Here is an 18839-nt window from a genome sequence, read left to right on the forward strand (position 1 = left end):
GGCGTGCTTTTATCTTCATATTCGCCCACCGGGAGTAAATTATGGCTCTGCTGAAAGGACTGCTGGCGACAGCACTCCTGGTTCCGACAATTGCGCTGGCACAGGAAGCGACGCTAAAAGAAGTTCATGACCGGCCTGAGGTTCCCGGTAGCATCATTGCTAACCTGCTGGAAAAACACGATAACCCGTTTGTTCTCTATCCCTACGAGAGCAACTATCTGCTTTATACCTACACCAGTAATATCAACCGGGAAGCGATTGAGTCCTACAACTGGGGTAATGAAGCCAAGCACGACGAGGTGAAATTTCAGCTGAGCCTGGCCTTCCCGCTGTGGCGTGGCATCCTGGGCGATAATTCCGTGCTGGCGGCCTCCTATACGCAGAAATCCTGGTGGCAGCTCTCCAACCGCGGATCGGGGGCATCTTCACCGTTCCGCGAAACCAACTATGAGCCGCAGATTTTCCTCGGCTGGGCAACCGACTACAGCCTCGGCGGCTGGACGCTGCGGGATGTAGAAACCGGTCTCAACCACCAGTCAAACGGGCGTTCCGACCCCACTTCACGCAGCTGGAACCGGGTTTATGCCCGACTGATGGCGCAAAACGGCAACTGGCTGGTGGAAGTGAAGCCCTGGTATCGCCTGCCGGAAAGTGAAAGCAACGACGATAACCCGGATATCACCAAGTACATGGGCTACTACCGCTTGACGCTGGGTTATCAGATGGGTGACAGCATCTTCAGCGTGAAGAGTAACTACAACTGGAACAGCGGCTACGGCGGCGCGGAGCTGGGCTGGAGTTACCCGATGACTGAACACGTGCGCTTCTATACCCAGGTATTTAGCGGCTACGGCGAATCGCTGATCGATTATAACCATCGCCAAACTCGCGTTGGCGTGGGCGTAACGCTTAACGATCTGTTCTGATTTCATCTTCGCCGGGCGCAACTGCCCGGTGAATAAAACCCAGCCAAAGTCGGTTTCCCCTGCTCTGGATCCCGGCTTTGCGCAGCAATATCACGTTTTGCAGCCCGCTTCGCAGACAGAGCCATCGATGAAAAGTGACGCAGCAAAACGGCGCGAATCGCTCCCAAATAAGCAAAATGCTCGCGATAATCCAGATCTTGCTCCGGACATGAGTTATCATTCTTCGCTGTGGTTGAGTCTTGCTCAACCGTCGGTTCCGGCATCACCATCGGGCAGGCAGTGCCCGGTAGCGCTTCACACCACTTCAGATTGGGGACAATGTGTCTACGGCAGCAGTAATCAATAATGAGACGCTGGCAGAGCAGGTACTTCGCGATACCTTCGGCTATCAGCAGTTTCGTCCGGGACAGCAAACGATTATCCAGGCATCGCTCGACGGACGTGACTGTCTGGTGGTTATGCCGACCGGTGGCGGTAAATCTCTTTGTTATCAGATCCCTGCGCTGGTTCGCGATGGGTTAACGCTGGTTGTGTCGCCGCTGATTTCACTGATGAAAGACCAGGTCGATCAGCTGCTGGCAAACGGGGTGTCTGCGGCCTGCCTGAATTCTACGCAGAGCCGTGAACAGCAGCAGGAAGTGATCGCAGGCTGTCGTACTGGCAAAGTACGCATGCTGTATATCGCCCCTGAGCGGCTGATGATGGATAACTTCCTCGACCAGCTGACGCACTGGAACCCGGCGATGCTTGCGGTGGACGAAGCCCACTGTATTTCACAGTGGGGCCATGACTTCCGCCCTGAGTACGGTGCGCTGGGGCAGCTCAGACAGCGTCTGCCTAATGTTCCGGTGATGGCACTGACAGCCACCGCGGATGAAACGACGCGAAACGATATCGTTCGTCTGCTTCAGTTAGACGATCCGCTGATTCAGATCAGCAGTTTCGATCGCCCGAATATTCGCTACACGCTGGTGGAAAAATTTAAACCTACCGAACAACTTCTGCGCTATGTGCAGGATCAGCGCGGTGCGTGCGGCATTATTTACTGCAACAGCCGCGCCAAGGTGGAAGATACCGCCGCACGTCTGCAAAGCCGCGGGTTGAGCGTGGGTGCTTATCATGCCGGAATGGACAATGCGCATCGCGCGCATGTGCAGGAAGCCTTCCAGCGTGACGATTTGCAGATCGTCGTGGCCACCGTGGCGTTCGGTATGGGGATTAACAAACCCAACGTGCGTTTCGTGGTGCATTTCGATATTCCGCGCAATATTGAATCCTACTATCAGGAAACCGGCCGCGCCGGTCGCGATGGCCTGCCGGCGGAGGCTTTACTGCTTTACGATCCGGCAGATATGGCCTGGCTGCGCCGCTGCCTGGAAGAAAAAGCGCCGGGGCAGCTGCAGGATATTGAGCGCCATAAACTTAATGCCATGGGTGCCTTCGCCGAAGCGCAAACCTGCCGCCGTCTGGTTCTGCTGAACTACTTCGGCGAGGGGCGTCAACAGGCCTGTGGAAACTGCGATGTTTGCCTCGATCCGCCACGTCGCTATGACGGGCTGGTGGAGGCGCAGAAGGCGCTTTCCTGTATTTATCGCGTCGGTCAGCGTTTTGGTATGGGTTATATTGTCGAGATCCTGCGCGGCGCAAATAATCAGCGTATTCGCGACATGCAGCACGACAAGCTGCCGGTTTACGGCATTGGTCGTGAGCAGACAACTGAACACTGGACCAGTGTACTCCGCCAGCTGATCCACCTTGGACTGGTCACCCAGAATATCGCTATGTATTCCGCGCTCCAGCTGACGGAAGCGGCCAGGCCGGTACTGCGTGGTGAAACGCCGCTGATGCTGGCAGTACCAAGGCTGGTGACGGCAAAACCGCGTAGTAGCAGCCAGAAATCATGGGGTGGCAATTACGATCGTAAGCTGTTTGGCAAATTGCGTAAGCTGCGTAAAGCGATTGCCGATGAGGACAACATCCCACCTTATGTGGTGTTCAGCGATGCGTCACTGATTGAAATGTCCGAACAGATGCCACTAACGGCCTCAGAAATGCTGAGTATTAACGGGGTGGGGCATAAAAAGCTGGAACGCTTTGGCAGGCCGTTCCTGTTGATGATTAAGGATCACGTTGACGGTGTCGATGACGATTAACCGTCGCGTTAAACGGGCCGGGTGACCGGCCCTTTTACGTTCAATCAGGCGATACGCCGCGCCGACGCCAGCAGTGCACCCACCGCCATAAATAACCCACCGAAAATTCGATTTAACAGCTTCATTTGCTGCGGGCCTTTTATCCAGACGGCAATACGCGTAGCCAGCGTGGCATAGCCAATCATCACAATAATGTCGACCACCACCGTGGTTACGCCCAGCACAAGGTACTGCATCGCCTGCGGCTGATGCGGGATGATAAACTGGGGGAACAGCGCCGCAAGGAACACGATGCTTTTCGGGTTGGTCAGGTTAACTAAAACCGCCCGCTGGAACAGTTTACGTCGCGGCATCGCCTTCGCCACGGCATTCAGATCGATGGCTCCGGCAGAACGCCACTGTTGAATGCCCAGCCAGACCAGATAGGCAGCGCCAGCCCATTTCAAGATCTCAAATGCCAGCAGCGATTGTGAAAACAGCGCGCCCAGGCCGATCCCAACCAGGATAATATGCAATGACAGCCCGACCTGTAGCCCGGTAATGGAGGCAGCGGCCCCGCGATAGCCATGGCTGATACCGGTACTCATAGTATTAATGGCACCAGAGCCTGGCGAAAGGCTCAAAATGCTGGTTGTCAGAAGGTAAGTCAGCCACCATTCGATGGTCATGGGTAAAGCTCCCGAAAAACGCTTAATTGTGACACAATACGTGAATGTTGAACGTTGTGCTATGGGTAACAATGGCCTGCTGAATGGTAAAACATCTTTCTGGAAAAAGTCTGATGGATCTTGGTAAATCAGGCTGGTTGACCCGTGAACAGTCTTTTGCGGCCTTTGCAACGGGCCCTTTGCTGAGCTTTTGGCAGCAGCGCGAAGAAGATGAATTCGCCGGTGTTGGCAACGTGCCCATCCGCTATGCCCGCTTCATCTCTTCGCAACATGACAAGGTTATTTTGCTCTGTCCCGGTCGAATCGAAAGTTATGTCAAATATCCTGAGCTGGCTTACGATCTGTTTCACTGCGGCTATGATGTGATCGTTGTCGATCATCGTGGGCAGGGACGATCGGGGCGCTTGTTGCAGGATTCGCATCGTGGCCACGTGGCGGCCTTTGAGGATTATGTCGACGATCTGGAAACGCTTTATTTAAAAGAGATCGTCGCTCGTCATTATCGTCATCGCTATGCCCTGGCGCATTCGATGGGCGGTGCAATCCTCACGTTGATGCTGGCGCGTCAGCCTGCGGCATTCGATGCCGCTGCATTAACCGCGCCGATGTTTGGCATCACGCTGCCGATGCCGCAGTGGATGGCCCATCGAATTCTGGACTGGACGGAAAAACGCCCGGCAGTCAGCGAGGGCTACGCTATTGGTACAGGAAAATGGCGTCCGCGACCGTTTGGCCTCAATCATCTGACCCACAGCCGCGAGCGTTATCGGCGCAATCTGCGCTTTTACGCTGACGATCCCGGGCTTCGTGTCGGCGGACCTACCTATCATTGGGTGAGGGAGGGGGTGATGGCGGGTAAGATGATCCTGCAGCAGGCATCCCGCATCTCAACACCGCTGCTGCTGCTACAGGCAGAAGAAGACAGGGTCGTGGATAACAGAGCACAAAATCTTTTTTGCCAGGCAATGGTTGCCGCCGGACAGCCCTGTGAAGGGGGAGCTCCCAGGATTATCGCAGGCGCCCGCCATGAAATACTGTTTGAGAAAGACAGTATGCGGGCTGAGGCACTGGAAACGATTATGGCGTTTTTCGCTCGCCATCCCTGATTACCCGCTGCGCAAAGTTTATGTTACCTGATGGGCCCTGCCCGCCAAATGATATTAACCAGAGGTTTTATGTACCGTATTGTTGCTTCAGATCTGGATGGCACGCTGTTATCTCCCGATCATACACTTTCCCCTTTTGCCCGCGAAACTCTGCAGCTGCTGGTTCGCAAGGGAATCCATTTTATTTTTGCCACCGGCCGACACTATATTGATGTCGCGCAGATGCGTGATAGCCTGGGCATCGACGCCTTTATGATCACCTCTAATGGCGCACGTGTGCATAACACCGCCGGTGAACTGGTTTTCAGCCATAATCTCGATGAAGACATTGCGCGCGAATTGTTTGCTATGCAGCACAGCAATCCTGACATCTATACCAACATATATCGCGATGAAGAGTGGTTTTTGAATCGCCATCGTCCCGATGAAATGGATTTTTTCAAAGAATCAGATTTCAACTATCAGATTTACCATCCCGGCGATCTGCCGACAGACGGTATCAGCAAAGTCTTTTTCACCTGTAATGATCCTGAGCTACTGGTTCCGCTGGAGCTGGCGCTGATCGCACGATGGGGCGATCGGGTCAACGTCAGTTTTTCGCTGCCAACATGTCTTGAGGTGATGGCCGGTGGCGTTTCTAAGGGCCATGCGCTGGATGCCGTATCGCAGTCTCTCGGTTCTTCTCTGAAAGAGTGCATCGCGTTTGGTGATGGGATGAATGATAAAGAGATGCTGAGCATGGCGGGTAAAGGATACATCATGGAGAATGCGCATCAGCGCCTGAAGGATTTGTTGCCGGAACTGGAAGTCATTGGTTCTAATGCCGAACAGGCCGTATCGAAAACGCTGCGTACCTTGTTTGGTGTGTAGTCACTCTTAGTTATAATTTTTACCCGCTCGATCAGCGTTGCGAACCCATAACCAGGATAATACATTTTCTCCTGGTTTTTTTATGTCTAGAATAAATATTTTTCATCAAAAATAGTTAATTTATGACATTGGGTTTTGGGGGTGATTTAATTTCGTTTAAATGTGTCATTGTGTTTTTAATTGGTAAATTGGGGTCTTTGTCATTTCATTATGAGTCGATTATGAAATGCTCTCGCCACAAACAATCTTCATAGCGCATTGAATTTTGAGGGATATAATTCTATTTCCATCTTTTTTTTAGATTATAGTGTTATATTTATTATTTATGCTTTTATAGCATGGTATTTTTATGTGAATTTTAGTAGTGATGTTTTTTAAGCTTTTCAACGACTATCCTTGCTGTAATAATTATCGAATCAAACCATTATGGATGGTTTGATTTTGGGCCACTAAGCTGTATTCATCATGCTTTGTTTATGAAATTATTATGGTGACCCGATTAATTATCTGTATTTATACTGATGTAAATTTAAATTAACTGTTAAAACTGCATGTCTGAAGTTGTTATGTATTTATCTTCCATGCTATTGGTCTTCGGTGTTTTGTTTGAATTCAAAAAAAATTTGTTAAAGCACAATCCATATCTGTGGATTGTCATAATCAGATCGTTGGGAAATCCTTGTTTAGACAGGAGAACTCTGGTTTGGAAAACCAGTTGATTATAATTCTTCTCTTTTGACATGGATGTGTTTCCTCCCCAAACATTTTGAATGATTTTTTCTTTTTCGATAATTTCATTCATCAAACACAGAATGAGGATTCTTTGGTTTTTACTAACCTTAGCCATAATATTGCTATCTTTAATCATTAAATACTTATCCTTTAACAGGAGTTTTTCATTTTCATACTTTACTGATTTTGGTTCTATGCTGTTCATTTTTTAAATTTCTCTTTTTTACAAGTCGGGAATAGCACCTAAAGTTTTTCTTTAGGGTTTTTTATTTTTAATACATCATTTCGTTAGAGTTATTTTATTATCCTGGAAAGCTTAATAACAACATATATTGTCTTTTTGTGTTTTTATAGGTTTTTATTTTGATATTAATTAACTTATTAGTTTAATGTTCTGTATTTTGTTGGTTTTATGTTGATGTCTTTTAAAAAAAACCAATAGCGCGTTTATGATTAAAATGTGTTTTTTCTTAAAGTTTAAGATGGTAAATAGGTTGCTATCTTGTGGTTTTCAGGATGGCAATTATTCTGGATGATTAGGTAGCGTTGTGAATTACTTAATAAATGGGGCTTTAAAGTACAATTCCTATGATGGAACGTTGTATTTGATTGACGGTAGTGTAGATATGTTAACGCTTAGTCGGATTGCTAATGAATTGCTCTGCTTGATGGTGGAGAATAATAACAATCCATTAAGCAGAGAACATATTCTGAATGATCTTTGGACTAAAAAGGGTTTGTCATCCTCTGGTAATAATTTAAATAACTACATGTCAATATTGAGGAGGGCTTTGTCTAATCTTGGGTTCTCTGACGTGATCATTACTATTCCCCGGCATGGCTTCATGCTTAGTGCGGACGTCGAGATTATGTCAGATGATAATGATGAAGGTGAGATTTTTACGGGGGGAAATAAGCAGTTAGCGAATAGCTTAATCAATGATGACAGCTTAAATAAAAAAATAAATTTTATTTTCTTATTTATCAGAAAGGGAAATGTAAGTCTTTTAACCGTGTTGTTACTTGTTTTATTAATCTCCCCTTTGCTGTTTTTTCATTTTTTAGTGCGAAGTGATTATTCTTTTAAAATAAATAATTGTAATGTGTATTTGCTGGATAACTCCGGAGTTAAAAGAAAAACAGCGGATGATTTTTCAGTAGTAAAAAACTATGTTGTTAAATACAAAATAAACTGTGGCCGTAAAGCAGATATTTTTTATTGGTCCGGGCGGGAGGTTAGTGTAAATGAAAGCTCCACAGGTAAAGAAATTTTAGCCTACTGCGATAATAGCAGCGGAGGAGAATGCGTTAATTACGGTCTGCTCAAATGAGAGAAATAAACTAATGTCTTTAATCAGGCAACGTTATCCTTGCTGGGTGGTGGTGGTGGTGGTGGTTCTCTCACTGTGTATTCTCTGGTTTGGCAACATGAATAAGAGGCAAGACTTTAGTTGCAGGGCACAGTTAGATATGGAACCTCTTGTTAATCAGTGTGGTAGCAGAAACTTGCTCGACCTGTTTATGGCAATAAACGGTAATGGCGAAGGGTATCTGTTGCTTTCAGGGAAGTTGAGGTGTCTGGGGAAAGATCAAGCTGTCAATGACATTCTTGATTTCGATTATGAAAAAGAGGGGGGATATTATGATTTACATCTGCGGAAAAAAGACACGGTGATAAATAAATTTCTACCGCAGCTCAAGGATAAAAATCTCATGGTAAAAATAAGAAAGTTGGATCGTCGAAGGTATCTTCTTTCGTTTAATAAACAGGCGTTGCTGGTGTGTACGTCTGAGTAAGGGAAAATGAGTAGCGGTCTTTGAAAGCTATCCCGCTACTCAGATTTTAATTATTGAGCGTTCATCTGCTGCTTATGCTTCTTTTCGCTCATCATGGTCATGGCGAGCAAAATAACGGCCAGAATACTTCCACCAATCATTACCATAAAGCCGCCATCCCAGCCGAAATAGTCGACGGTATAGCCGACGATCGCGCTGGCGGCAACAGAACCACCGAGATAACCAAACAGGCCGGTAAATCCAGCGGCAGTACCCGCAGCCTTTTTCGGTGCCAGCTCCAGAGCGTGCAGACCGATCAGCATGACGGGGCCATAAATCAGGAAGCCAATCACCATCATACAGGCCATATCGACGCCAGGATTACCCGCCGGGTTCATCCAGTACACAATGGTCGCAATGGTCACGAGAGTCATAAAGAAGACGCCGGTAGCTCCACGGTTGCCCTTGAATACCTTATCTGACATCCAGCCACACAGCAGCGTGCCTGGAATACCTGCATATTCATAGAAGAAATAAGCCCACGAAGATTTATCCAGCGTGAAGTGCTTAACCTCTTTCAGATAGGTTGGTGACCAGTCGAGCACACCGTAGCGCAGCAGATAAACAAACACGTTCGCCAGTGCGATATACCACAGCAGTTTGTTCGGCAGAATGTACTGGGTGAAAATCTGTTTCGCAGTCAGCTCTGTTTCATGTTTTTCATCATAGTCCGGCGGATAGTCGTTTTTATACTCTTCAATCGGAGGCAGACCACAGGACTGTGGTGTATCGCGCATCAGCGCAAAGGCGATAATTGCGATCAGAATGGCACCAAATGCCGGCATGTACAGTGCGGCTTTCCAGTCGTTAAACCAGGCCATACCTAACAAGAACAGTAGTGGAGGGATACCGCCACCAACGTTATGTGCGCAGTTCCATACGGAAACGATGCCACCGCGCTCTTTCTGTGACCACCAGTGAACCATGGTACGGCCGCACGGTGGCCATCCCATACCCTGGAACCAGCCGCACAGGAACAGCAGGACGAACATGACCATGATGCTGGAAGTTGCCCAGGGCACAAAACCCATAAACAGCATCACTGCTGCGGCCAGAATCAGTCCGGCAGGCAGGAATACGCGAGGGTTTGAGCGGTCAGAAACCGAACCCATGATGAATTTTGAAAAGCCGTAGGCAATAGAAATACCTGACAGTGCAAATCCTAAATCTCCGCGTGAGAAGCCCTGCTCAACGAGATAAGGCATCGCCAGCGCAAAGTTTTTACGCACCAGATAATAGGCGGCGTAGCCGAAGAAGATCCCCAGAAAGATCTGCCAGCGCAGTTTGCGGTACAGCGGATCGACGCGGCTGGCATCAACGCGTGGCTGATGTGCTGCGGGTTTAAAAATACTTAACATTACGGCCCCCATGGCTCTGGTAACGATATCCCCGCCCGGCTGAGATGAAATACAAACAGTTTCCCTGGTAACGGTAAATGTTCTATTTCGAAAGCAGCATGGCGATATTCGAAGGTAACTGCTGTGAATAAGTGCGCGAATGTTACATTTTTATGACGAAATGGCTATATCTGCACCATTAAATGAGGTGATATTTTCGTATGCGAACTATAATTTGTGATTTAAGTCACACTTATGAGGCCGTTTAACGCTCAGAAGTCCGCATTTTGGACGTTTACGTTCTAATTGGAAAAAATTTTATCTAAGTAATGTTATATCCATGAAAAAAAGCAGGATTTAAAGAGGCGAGAATATGAGCAGTGATACTGGCGTAGATAGGGAGAACATCTGCTGTTATTTCAATCTTAATATATGACATGTAACTTACTGAATTTATTAATTAAAAGTAGTAGGTGGTCATTTCACCGTTTATAATGCTCATACCGCTATCATCAAAATTGATAACTAAACCATCACCGGCAATATTAATTACGTTGATGGGTTTGTCATTGTTAATAACGGTGGTGATATTCATATTATCCCGGCCACCGCTAACCTGATCTAACTCTATTTCTGACAATACCTGCATGATATAACCCCCTTTTTGATTGAAGAACTCAACTGATGCTAGAGTTTCATGTAAGGGGACAGGTATTGTAATTTGATGATTTTCATAAACTAACGCCCGGTTAAGGCGTTAATTATTTGAAATAGAGATGAATATTTACTTTTTAGCCGGGCGAATCTTCATTGCCAGACCTTTGAGGAAGTTGCGAAGGATTTGATCGCCGCACTCGCGATAATTTTTATGTCCCGGCTTGCGGAAGATTGCCCCAATTTCTGATTGCCCCACCGCAAAATCGGCGCTTTTCAGCAGCTCAATAATATCAGTGGTTTTCAAATCGAAAGCGACGCGAAGCTTTTTCATGATGATGTTGTTTGTCATCTTACGTTCAATCGAAGGCACCGGCGCATCTTCACTTTTCCCGCGGCGTTCGAAAATCAGACCGTTAAGGAAATAGCCCATAACGACATCCGGGCAGAGGCGATAGCCTGGCTCATCTTCTTTTTTCAGGAAGCTGTGCACTTCGGCTTCAGCCACTTCGCTCTCTGCCAGCGCCAGAATGCTCACTACTTTCGCATCGCTTAAATCCAGCATGTAACGCACGCTGCGCAGGACATCATTATTCGTCATAAACACTCTCTTCATTGAAACTATTGCAGTGAGCGCATTATAGAGCCAATTGAGCGGTTAGACAGGAAAAACCGCCGGTCTTCACTGATGAGTTGAGTCAGGGATGAGTCAGCGATGTTGGCAACGGCGTGCCCGGGAGAGAAGCATCCCGCACCCGCGGTAAATGATCGCATGCGTGCTGCCGGGCTGAACGGATAAATGCTTCAACCACCGGTTGACGCTGTTCCCCATCCCGTACAGCCGCGTAAAGCCTGCTCCACAGACCTTCGCCCAGCGCCCGGGTAGCAACAAGTCCCTGTTGCTCAAAGCTTTCCACCACCCAGTGTGGCAGAGCCGCAATGCCCATCTGCGCGGAGACCATCTGAATTAACAGTAATGTGTTATCCACGCTTTTCAGAGCCGGGCTGACGCCAGCGGGCTGTAGAAAATGACGCCAGATATCAAGACGCTGACGCTGTACCGGGTAAATCAACAGCACTTCACTGGCTAAGTCTTCCGGAGAAATACGGTTCACTTTGGCCAGAGGATGGTCAGGTGCCATAACCAGCCTGACCTCGAAATCGAACATTGGCGTATAGAACAAGCCGCTGCGCGGCAGAATATCGGAGGTGAGTACGATATCCAGTTCGCCCTGCTGAAGCGCAGGCTGTGGGTCAAACGTCACGCCCGATTTAAAATCCATCACCACCTGCGGCCAGCTTTTGCGGAAATTGTTCAGTGCCGGCGTCAGCCACTGAATACAGCTGTGGCACTCAATAGCGATGCGCAACGTAGTCTGGTGTGGCTCATGGCAGGCCTGTAATGCTTGTTGAATCTGTGGCAACACCTGCTCGGCCAGCTGCAGTAAAACCTCTCCCTGTGGTGTAAAGCGTAGTGGCTGGCTTTTCCGCACGAACAGACGGAAGCCCAGCCGCTGTTCCAGATCGCTGAACTGATGGGATAACGCTGACTGCGTTTGATGTAGCTGGGCGGCAGCGGCGGCCAGCGAACCTGAATTTCGCAGAGCCTGCAGCGTTCGGAGGTGTTTGAGTTCGATCATGAGAGTCCTTCACATCGACAGTGAACATATTGCGCTTGTAGATAATACAGTACCTGCGGATTATAGCAGTGTAAACATCTGGACGTCCAAATGATAACACCTAAATTAACAGGAAGCGCATCATGACTATTCAGAACCATACTCTTGGATTTCCCCGCGTCGGCCTGCGCCGCGAACTAAAAAAAGCACAGGAAAGTTACTGGGCGGGCAATAGCACGCAGGAAGAGCTGCTGGCAACCGGTCGCGAATTACGCGCCCGTCACTGGCAACAGCAGAAAGATGCCGGTGTGGACCTGCTGCCGGTTGGTGACTTTGCCTGGTACGATCACGTACTGACGACCAGCCTGCTGTTGGGCAACGTACCTGCCCGCCACCGAAATAAAGAGGGTTCTGTTGACCTTGATACCCTGTTCCGCCTTGGCCGGGGGCGCGCGCCGACCGGTGAACCGGCAGCCGCCGCAGAAATGACCAAATGGTTTAACACCAACTATCACTATATGGTGCCGGAGTTTGTACGCGGCCAACAGTTCAAACTGACCTGGACCCAGCTGCTGGATGAGGTTGATGAAGCGCTGGCCCTTGGGCATAACGTCAAACCCGTACTGCTTGGCCCGGTAACCTACCTGTGGCTGGGGAAAGTGAAGGGCGAACCGTTCGATCGCCTGACGCTGCTGAGAGACATTCTTCCGGTCTATCAACAGGTCCTTGCCGAGCTGGCGAAACGTGATATTGAGTGGGTGCAGATTGATGAGCCTGCCCTGGCTCTTGAGCTGCCTGCGGAATGGCTGGCGGCGTTCAAACCGGCTTATGATGCACTGCAAGGACGCGCTAAGCTGCTGCTAACCACCTATTTCGACAGTATTGGTCAGAACCTGAAGACCATTACCGCACTGCCTGTTCAGGGACTGCACGTGGATCTGGTTCATGGCAAAGATGACATCACCCTGTTGAATGACAACGTGCCGGCGAACTGGCTGCTGTCGGTCGGGGTGATTAACGGGCGTAACGTCTGGCGTGCCGATCTCAGCAGTTGGTTTGAGCGACTGAGGCCGCTGGTCGCTCAACGCAAACAGCTGTGGATTGGGACTTCCTGCTCGCTGCTGCACAGTCCGATCGATTTGAGTGTGGAAACGCGCCTGGATGAAGAGGTGAAAAGCTGGTTCGCTTTCGCACTGCAAAAATGTACCGAACTGTCACTGCTGAGCAATGCACTGAACAACGATGATGCCGCCTCGCTGGAGGCCTGGAGCGCCCCAGTCCGTGCTCGTAAGACATCTACCCGAGTGCACAACGCAGCGGTGGCTCAGCGCCTTGCGGCAATTACGGCGAAAGACAGCCAGCGTCAGAATAGCTATCAGGTTCGTGCTGAATCCCAGCGAAAGCGTTTCCAGCTGCCGGCATGGCCAACCACCACCATTGGTTCATTCCCGCAAACTACCGAAATTCGCGGTCTGCGTCTGGACTTTAAGCAGGGGCGTCTGGACGGTGCCCACTATCGCACCGGCATTGCCGAACACATTAAGCAGGCCATCGCCGAGCAGGAGCGCCTGGGTCTTGATGTGCTGGTTCATGGGGAAGCCGAACGTAACGACATGGTGGAATACTTTGGCGAAAACCTGGACGGTTTTGTCTTCACGCAGAACGGCTGGGTACAGAGTTACGGTTCACGCTGCGTTAAACCACCGGTTATCATCGGCGACGTCAGCCGCCCGCAGGCGATCACCGTAGAGTGGGCGAAGTATGCCCAGTCGCTGACTGACAAACCGGTAAAAGGCATGCTGACCGGCCCGGTGACGATCCTCTGCTGGTCATTCCCGCGTGAAGATGTTTCACGTGAAACCATTGCTAAGCAAATTGCGCTGGCGCTGCGTGATGAAGTGGTCGATCTGGAAAAAGCGGGTATCGGCATCATTCAGATTGATGAACCGGCCTTGCGTGAAGGCCTCCCGTTACATAAGTCTGAATGGGCAGACTATCTGAATTGGGCGGTGGATGCGTTCCGCCTGAATGCCGCCGTGGCGCAGGATGAAACACAGATCCACACCCATATGTGCTACTGCGAGTTCAATGACATTATGGATTCGATCGCGGCGCTGGATGCGGATGTTATTACCATCGAGACCTCACGTTCCGATATGGAACTGCTGGAGTCTTTTGAAGAGTTTGACTATCCCAATGAGATTGGCCCGGGCGTTTACGACATCCACTCGCCAAACGTACCGAGCGTGGAGTGGATGGAAGCCCTGCTACTGAAAGCCGCAGAGCGTATTCCAACTGAACGTCTTTGGGTAAACCCGGACTGTGGTCTGAAAACCCGCGGCTGGACTGAAACCCGCCAGGCGTTGGCCAACATGGTAACAGCGGCGCAGAATCTGCGTGCGGCAAAAGCGCCATTATCTGTGTGAGTTGAGTCGTGTTGTAATCGGTTGGGGCGCTGAGCGCCCCCTTTTTTATGCTTTTGCTACTACGCCATGTTGGGCAAACCACGCCAGCATGCGCTGCCAGCCGTCGGTGGCGGACTCTGCGTGATAGCTTGGGCGATAGTCGGCGTTAAATGCGTGACCGGCATCCGGATAGACAATGATTTCCGCGTGCGCATTCGCCGCCCGCAGTGCCTGGCGCATGGTATCGACCGTATCTAACGGAATACCGTCATCTTTCGCGCCATAAAGACCTAATACCGGTGCGTTAAGATCGACAGCAACGTCCACCGGCTGTTTCTGCTGCTTCATGGTCTTTTCACCGACCAGCTTGCCATACCATGCCACGGCAGCTTTCAGCTGCGGATTATGCGCGGCGTAAAGCCAGGTGATGCGGCCGCCCCAGCAAAAACCGGTGATTGCCATATTGCGCATATCACCCTCATGGCGCGAAGCCCAGTTCGCCACGTGGTCAAGATCGGCCAAAACCTGACTGTCCGGCACTTTACTGACCAGCTCCTTCAATAGCGTTGGGATGTCGTTATAGTCAGCGGCATCGCCCTGACGGAAGTAGAGTTCGGGGGCGACGGCCAGATAGCCTTCACGGGCCAGACGGCGGCAAATATCGCGAATATGTTCATGAACGCCGAAGATCTCCTGCACCACCAGGACAACAGGCAATGGTCCTGCCACATTGCGTGGCCTGGCGTGGAAAGCGGGCATATTTTCACCCTGGGTGGGGATCGACGTTTCCCCAGAAAGAATCTCTGCGTCATCGGTAATAATGGTGGTTGCCGCGACAGGCTGGACTGCAGGTGCGAAGCTATTATTGCTCAATTTTTGAGTCGTGTTATCTTCGGTTTTCATTGTCCTCTCCATGCATGAACTAAGGCGATGGGCTAACTATAGCCAGGAAATTCTGGCACCCTCGCTGGGTACGGGCTATCTCTTTATCATCAGATAAACCCGATCTACGGGGTGGGTTGTAGCAAAAAAAGGCAACAGAACATTTATGTGTGATTTTGATCGCACTTTTTATTTTGATTGATGTAATTTTCATTTGGATAAGAGATTTTTATCACATAAATGTGCGCCGTGTTTGCTTACAGTAGCACTCAGTTAACTATCCCCCGATTTTCGTGACAGGAGTTTGAAATGGCACAATCTGATGTTTTCCACCTTGGCTTAACGAAGGCCGATCTTCAGGGTGCCACGCTGGCGATCGTGCCCGGTGACCCTGAGCGCGTGAAGAAAATTGCGGCTCTGATGGATAACCCGGTCCATCTGGCTTCACATCGTGAATTCACCACCTGGCGTGCAGAGCTCTCCGGCAAACCGGTGATCGTCTGTTCGACCGGAATTGGCGGCCCATCCACCTCAATTGCCGTGGAAGAGCTGGCACAGTTAGGTGTGCGCACGTTCCTGCGAGTGGGAACCACCGGTGCGATTCAGCCCAATATCAACGTGGGCGATGTGCTGGTGACTACGGCTTCCGTGCGTCTTGATGGTGCCAGCCTGCATTTTGCTCCGCTCGAATATCCGGCCGTCGCTGACTTTGCCTGCACCACTGCACTGGTTGCCGCAGCGGAAGCTGCCGGAGCCACCACGCATATCGGCGTAACCGCCTCTTCCGACACTTTCTACCCGGGTCAGGAGCGTTACGATACCTATTCCGGACGTGTTGTCAGCCGCTTCCAGGGCTCAATGAAAGAGTGGCAGCAGATGGGCGTGCTGAACTATGAAATGGAATCGGCTACGTTGCTGACCATGTGTGCCAGCCAGGGACTGCGGGCCGGTATGGTTGCCGGTGTGATCGTCAACCGTACCCAGCAGGAAATTCCTGACGCGGAAACCATGAAGCGTACCGAAAGCGATGCGGTGAAAATCGTTGTTGAGGCTGCTCGCCGCCTGCTCTAATCGTCAAAATAATTGGGCTGCGGCACCTGCCGCAGCCATGAAATTCCTGCAACAAAACCCACGCTTTTTCGAGCCGTTACCCAGTTCGCATTTAAATCGCCATACATCCTTCTTCCTCACGCTTTTTATCTGGACATTCATACAGTGTGCCTCTATTTTTCCCCTGTTGTCGTTGATGAGAGGGGAAGCAGAGTGGATGCAACAATCAGTTACGCCGCCGTCACTGGTCTGGCGGGAATGCTGGCAGGGTGGATATTTGCCTGGTTTCTCGGTCAGCAGCGATTCGCTAAGCAGGAAACCGAGCGGCAGCTGCTGGTACAAGCCGCGGAGCAGAGTCAGACAGAACGTCAGCGCCTGCAGCAGCAGCTGGAGCAGCAGGCTGTGATGCAAAGACAGAATGAGCAGGAGTTACGACAGCTGCACGGTAATCTCGCCGCCGCGCATGAAAAACTGCATCAGTTCGATCACTGGCGGGGAGAAGCGGAACAGCTATCACGTGAACTGCGCACGCAGCTGGAGATTAACAGCGCGCAGGAAGCTGAACTGCGTGAAGTTACCATCCGTCTGGAAGAAACTCGGATGGCCGCAGAAGAAAAACAACGGCTGCTGGTCAACAGCGAGCAGCGGCTTAACTCGCAGTTTGAAAACCTGGCCAATCGCATCTTTGAAAATAGCGGACGCCGCGTGGATGAGCAGAATCGTCAGAGCCTGCATGGCCTGATAACCCCGCTGCGCGAACAGCTGGAAGGATTTCGCCGCCAGGTGCAGGAAGGTTTTGGCCAGGAAGCGCGCGAGCGCCATACGCTTTCCCATGAGATACGCAACCTGCAGCAGCTCAATGCCCGTATGGCACAGGAAGCACTCAATCTGACGAAGGCGCTGAAGGGTGACAATAAAACCCAGGGTAACTGGGGAGAGGTGGTGCTGAGCCGCGTGTTGGAGGCATCAGGATTGCGGGAAGGGCACGAATATGAAACCCAGGTGAACATCCAGCTGGAACAGAATGGCCGTATGCAGCCGGACGTCATTGTGCGTCTGCCCCAGGGTAAAGATGTAGTGATTGACGCCAAAATGACGCTGGTGGCCTACGAACGGTACTTCAACAGTGAAGATGAGCTGCAGCGTGAAGCCGCTATCAGTGAGCATATTGCGGCGATCCGTGGCCATCTTCGCTTACTCAGCCGCAAAGATTATCAACAATTGCCGGGTTTACGCTCGCTGGATTATGTGTTGATGTTTATCCCGATTGAACCGGCCTTTTTACTGGCAATCGACCGTCAGCCGGAGCTGATTAGTGAAGCCCTGAATCAGAACATTATGCTGGTCAGTCCGACCACGCTGCTGGTTGCCTTGCGGACGATTAACAATCTGTGGCGTTATGAACACCAGAGCCGCCACGCCCAACGCATCGCCGACCGTGCCGGGCGGCTGTATGACAAAATGCGGTTGTTTGTTGATGACATGACCAGTATCGGGCAGAACCTTGACAAGGCTCAGGACAGTTACCGCCAGGCGATGAAAAAACTGTCAGAAGGGCGGGGCAATCTGATTGCGCAAACGGAAGGATTCCGTCAGATGGGTGTGGAGGTGAAGCGCCCTATTAACCCTCTCCTGGCCGGGCAGGCGGTATCTGAGGGCGATGATGAAAATACGGAGCAGGACGACAATCCGGAACTGCGGGTTGAAGCTGGCGATCCAGATGTTTACGCTACGCGCGGGCAGCGTCAAATCAATGAATAAGCGAGCGGCATGTGCCTGGCCTGCCTGACTCTGGTACACTTGGCAAATATTTGATTGTAGAGCAGGCAAAACAAATGGCAGATGAATCAAAGGACACTACCCACTTCGGTTACCGCACCGTTGCGAAAAGCGACAAAGCCGACATGGTTGCTGATGTTTTCCACTCCGTTGCGGCCAAATACGATCTGATGAATGACCTGATGTCATTCGGTATTCACCGCATCTGGAAGCGTTTTACCATTGACAGCAGCGGCGTGCGCCGCGGGCAGCGCGTGCTGGATTTAGCAGGCGGTACAGGCGATCTGACGGCGAAGTTTTCTCGTCTGGTTGGCGAAACTGGCGAGGTTGTGCTGGCTGATATCAACAGCTCAATGCTGAAAGTCGGCCGCGAAAAGCTGCGCAATAAAGGCATTATCGGTAACGTTAATTATGTTCAGGCCAACGCAGAAGCCTTGCCGTTCCCGGACAACTATTTTGACTGTATTACTATCGCTTTTGGCCTGCGTAACGTGACGGAAAAAGAGAAGGCGCTGGCATCGATGTTTCGCGTCCTCAAGCCGGGCGGACGCCTGCTGGTCCTGGAATTTTCTAAGCCAGTACTGGAGCCGCTGAGCAAAGCTTATGATGCCTACTCTTTCCATATTCTGCCGCGCATCGGTGAAATGGTGGCGAAAGATGCCGGCAGCTATCGCTATCTGGCAGAGTCCATCCGCATGCATCCCGACCAGGAAACGCTTAAGCAGATGATGATGGATGTTGGTTTCGAAAACACCACGTATCACAATCTCACGGGCGGCATCGTTGCCTTGCACCGCGGATTTAAGTTCTGATCGGGAAAGC

General features: G+C 50.5%; 17 protein-coding genes. 10 read left to right on the forward strand and 7 right to left on the reverse strand.

The annotated features are described in order from the left end of the window. Positions 1 to 41: 41 nt before the first annotated feature. Together pldA and recQ are read left to right on the forward strand one after the other, a co-directional pair. The gene (gene pldA, locus OMR58_RS23970; protein ID WP_264547158.1) at positions 42 to 926 is read left to right on the forward strand and encodes a phospholipase A; all 885 of its coding nucleotides are present in this window, start codon (positions 42 to 44) and stop codon (positions 924 to 926) included. Positions 927 to 1246: 320 nt separating this feature from the next. After that, entirely contained in the window at positions 1247 to 3079 is a 1833-nt protein-coding gene (recQ, locus tag OMR58_RS23975; RefSeq protein WP_105595157.1) for an ATP-dependent DNA helicase RecQ, read from the forward strand. Between the two features lie 44 nt (positions 3080 to 3123). On the opposite strand, the gene rhtB is transcribed toward recQ, so the two are convergent. Beyond that, complete coding sequence (rhtB, locus tag OMR58_RS23980; protein WP_200547548.1) at positions 3124 to 3747, reverse strand: homoserine/homoserine lactone efflux protein; 624 nt, start codon at positions 3745 to 3747, stop codon at positions 3124 to 3126. Between the two features lie 113 nt (positions 3748 to 3860). Here rhtB and pldB point away from each other — a divergent pair, with 113 nt between their 5' ends. Continuing rightward, positions 3861 to 4853 carry a lysophospholipase L2 gene (pldB, locus tag OMR58_RS23985; RefSeq protein WP_264547159.1) on the forward strand — a complete coding sequence of 331 codons (993 nt, stop codon included), beginning with the start codon at positions 3861 to 3863 and terminating at the stop codon, positions 4851 to 4853. A gap of 69 nt (positions 4854 to 4922) precedes the next feature. Further along, entirely contained in the window at positions 4923 to 5723 is an 801-nt protein-coding gene (gene yigL, locus OMR58_RS23990; RefSeq protein WP_200562731.1) for a sugar/pyridoxal phosphate phosphatase YigL, read from the forward strand. Between the two features lie 541 nt (positions 5724 to 6264). On the opposite strand, the gene OMR58_RS23995 is transcribed toward yigL, so the two are convergent. Next, on the reverse strand, positions 6265 to 6660 hold the full coding sequence (locus tag OMR58_RS23995; RefSeq protein WP_200562733.1) for a winged helix-turn-helix domain-containing protein: 396 nt from the start codon (positions 6658 to 6660) through the stop codon (positions 6265 to 6267). A 343-nt stretch (positions 6661 to 7003) separates the two neighbouring features. Here OMR58_RS23995 and OMR58_RS24000 point away from each other — a divergent pair, with 343 nt between their 5' ends. Next, the gene (locus OMR58_RS24000) at positions 7004 to 7786 is read left to right on the forward strand and encodes a winged helix-turn-helix domain-containing protein (RefSeq protein ID WP_264547160.1); all 783 of its coding nucleotides are present in this window, start codon (positions 7004 to 7006) and stop codon (positions 7784 to 7786) included. Positions 7787 to 7799: 13 nt separating this feature from the next. Continuing rightward, positions 7800 to 8252, forward strand: coding sequence for a hypothetical protein (locus tag OMR58_RS24005; RefSeq protein WP_264547161.1), 453 nt, complete (start codon positions 7800 to 7802; stop codon positions 8250 to 8252). Between the two features lie 50 nt (positions 8253 to 8302). On the opposite strand, the gene glpT is transcribed toward OMR58_RS24005, so the two are convergent. From glpT to metR, 4 genes are all read right to left on the reverse strand, one after another. After that, positions 8303 to 9649: a glycerol-3-phosphate transporter gene (gene glpT, locus OMR58_RS24010; RefSeq protein WP_200562739.1), complete on the reverse strand. Its 1347-nt coding sequence runs from the start codon at positions 9647 to 9649 to the stop codon at positions 8303 to 8305. A 439-nt stretch (positions 9650 to 10088) separates the two neighbouring features. Next, complete coding sequence (locus OMR58_RS24015) at positions 10089 to 10277, reverse strand: hypothetical protein (RefSeq protein ID WP_200562741.1); 189 nt, start codon at positions 10275 to 10277, stop codon at positions 10089 to 10091. 135 nt (positions 10278 to 10412) lie between these two features. Beyond that, entirely contained in the window at positions 10413 to 10883 is a 471-nt protein-coding gene (locus OMR58_RS24020) for a YehS family protein (RefSeq protein ID WP_105595166.1), read from the reverse strand. Positions 10884 to 10980: 97 nt separating this feature from the next. Further along, a complete protein-coding gene (gene metR, locus OMR58_RS24025) occupies positions 10981 to 11922 on the reverse strand; it encodes an HTH-type transcriptional regulator MetR (protein WP_200562743.1) in 942 nt (313 codons plus the stop codon). 122 nt (positions 11923 to 12044) lie between these two features. Here metR and metE point away from each other — a divergent pair, with 122 nt between their 5' ends. After that, positions 12045 to 14327 carry a 5-methyltetrahydropteroyltriglutamate--homocysteine S-methyltransferase gene (gene metE, locus OMR58_RS24030; RefSeq protein WP_264547162.1) on the forward strand — a complete coding sequence of 761 codons (2283 nt, stop codon included), beginning with the start codon at positions 12045 to 12047 and terminating at the stop codon, positions 14325 to 14327. A gap of 45 nt (positions 14328 to 14372) precedes the next feature. Here the strand turns inward: metE and OMR58_RS24035 are convergent, their stop codons facing one another. Next, complete coding sequence (locus OMR58_RS24035; RefSeq protein ID WP_264547163.1) at positions 14373 to 15209, reverse strand: dienelactone hydrolase family protein; 837 nt, start codon at positions 15207 to 15209, stop codon at positions 14373 to 14375. 288 nt (positions 15210 to 15497) lie between these two features. Between OMR58_RS24035 and udp the strand changes: the two genes are divergently transcribed. From udp to ubiE, 3 genes are all read left to right on the forward strand, one after another. Further along, a complete protein-coding gene (gene udp / locus OMR58_RS24040) occupies positions 15498 to 16259 on the forward strand; it encodes a uridine phosphorylase (RefSeq protein ID WP_105595170.1) in 762 nt (253 codons plus the stop codon). A gap of 192 nt (positions 16260 to 16451) precedes the next feature. Next, positions 16452 to 17999, forward strand: coding sequence for a DNA recombination protein RmuC (gene rmuC / locus OMR58_RS24045; RefSeq protein ID WP_200562750.1), 1548 nt, complete (start codon positions 16452 to 16454; stop codon positions 17997 to 17999). Positions 18000 to 18073: 74 nt separating this feature from the next. Beyond that, positions 18074 to 18829, forward strand: coding sequence for a bifunctional demethylmenaquinone methyltransferase/2-methoxy-6-polyprenyl-1,4-benzoquinol methylase UbiE (ubiE, locus tag OMR58_RS24050; protein ID WP_105595172.1), 756 nt, complete (start codon positions 18074 to 18076; stop codon positions 18827 to 18829). Positions 18830 to 18839 lie beyond the last annotated feature (10 nt).

Source organism: Erwinia sp. INIA01 (assembly GCF_025947915.1).
Classification (GTDB): domain Bacteria; phylum Pseudomonadota; class Gammaproteobacteria; order Enterobacterales; family Enterobacteriaceae; genus Erwinia; species Erwinia coffeiphila.

Bases quoted from the DNA above. Each gene is read 5' to 3' on its own strand.
- OMR58_RS24020 (WP_105595166.1), bottom strand. From the start codon at position 10,883: ATGACGAATAATGATGTCCTGCGCAGCGTGCGTTACATGCTGGATTTA.
- OMR58_RS24015 (WP_200562741.1), bottom strand. From the start codon at position 10,277: ATGCAGGTATTGTCAGAAATAGAGTTAGATCAGGTTAGCGGTGGCCGG.
- metE (WP_264547162.1), top strand. From the start codon at position 12,045: ATGACTATTCAGAACCATACTCTTGGATTTCCCCGCGTCGGCCTGCGC.
- ubiE (WP_105595172.1), top strand. From the start codon at position 18,074: ATGGCAGATGAATCAAAGGACACTACCCACTTCGGTTACCGCACCGTT.
- OMR58_RS23995 (WP_200562733.1), bottom strand. From the start codon at position 6,660: ATGAACAGCATAGAACCAAAATCAGTAAAGTATGAAAATGAAAAACTC.
- glpT (WP_200562739.1), bottom strand. From the start codon at position 9,649: ATGTTAAGTATTTTTAAACCCGCAGCACATCAGCCACGCGTTGATGCC.
- OMR58_RS24005 (WP_264547161.1), top strand. From the start codon at position 7,800: ATGTCTTTAATCAGGCAACGTTATCCTTGCTGGGTGGTGGTGGTGGTG.
- OMR58_RS24035 (WP_264547163.1), bottom strand. From the start codon at position 15,209: ATGAAAACCGAAGATAACACGACTCAAAAATTGAGCAATAATAGCTTC.
- pldB (WP_264547159.1), top strand. From the start codon at position 3,861: ATGGATCTTGGTAAATCAGGCTGGTTGACCCGTGAACAGTCTTTTGCG.
- yigL (WP_200562731.1), top strand. From the start codon at position 4,923: ATGTACCGTATTGTTGCTTCAGATCTGGATGGCACGCTGTTATCTCCC.
- metR (WP_200562743.1), bottom strand. From the start codon at position 11,922: ATGATCGAACTCAAACACCTCCGAACGCTGCAGGCTCTGCGAAATTCA.
- pldA (WP_264547158.1), top strand. From the start codon at position 42: ATGGCTCTGCTGAAAGGACTGCTGGCGACAGCACTCCTGGTTCCGACA.
- udp (WP_105595170.1), top strand. From the start codon at position 15,498: ATGGCACAATCTGATGTTTTCCACCTTGGCTTAACGAAGGCCGATCTT.
- rhtB (WP_200547548.1), bottom strand. From the start codon at position 3,747: ATGACCATCGAATGGTGGCTGACTTACCTTCTGACAACCAGCATTTTG.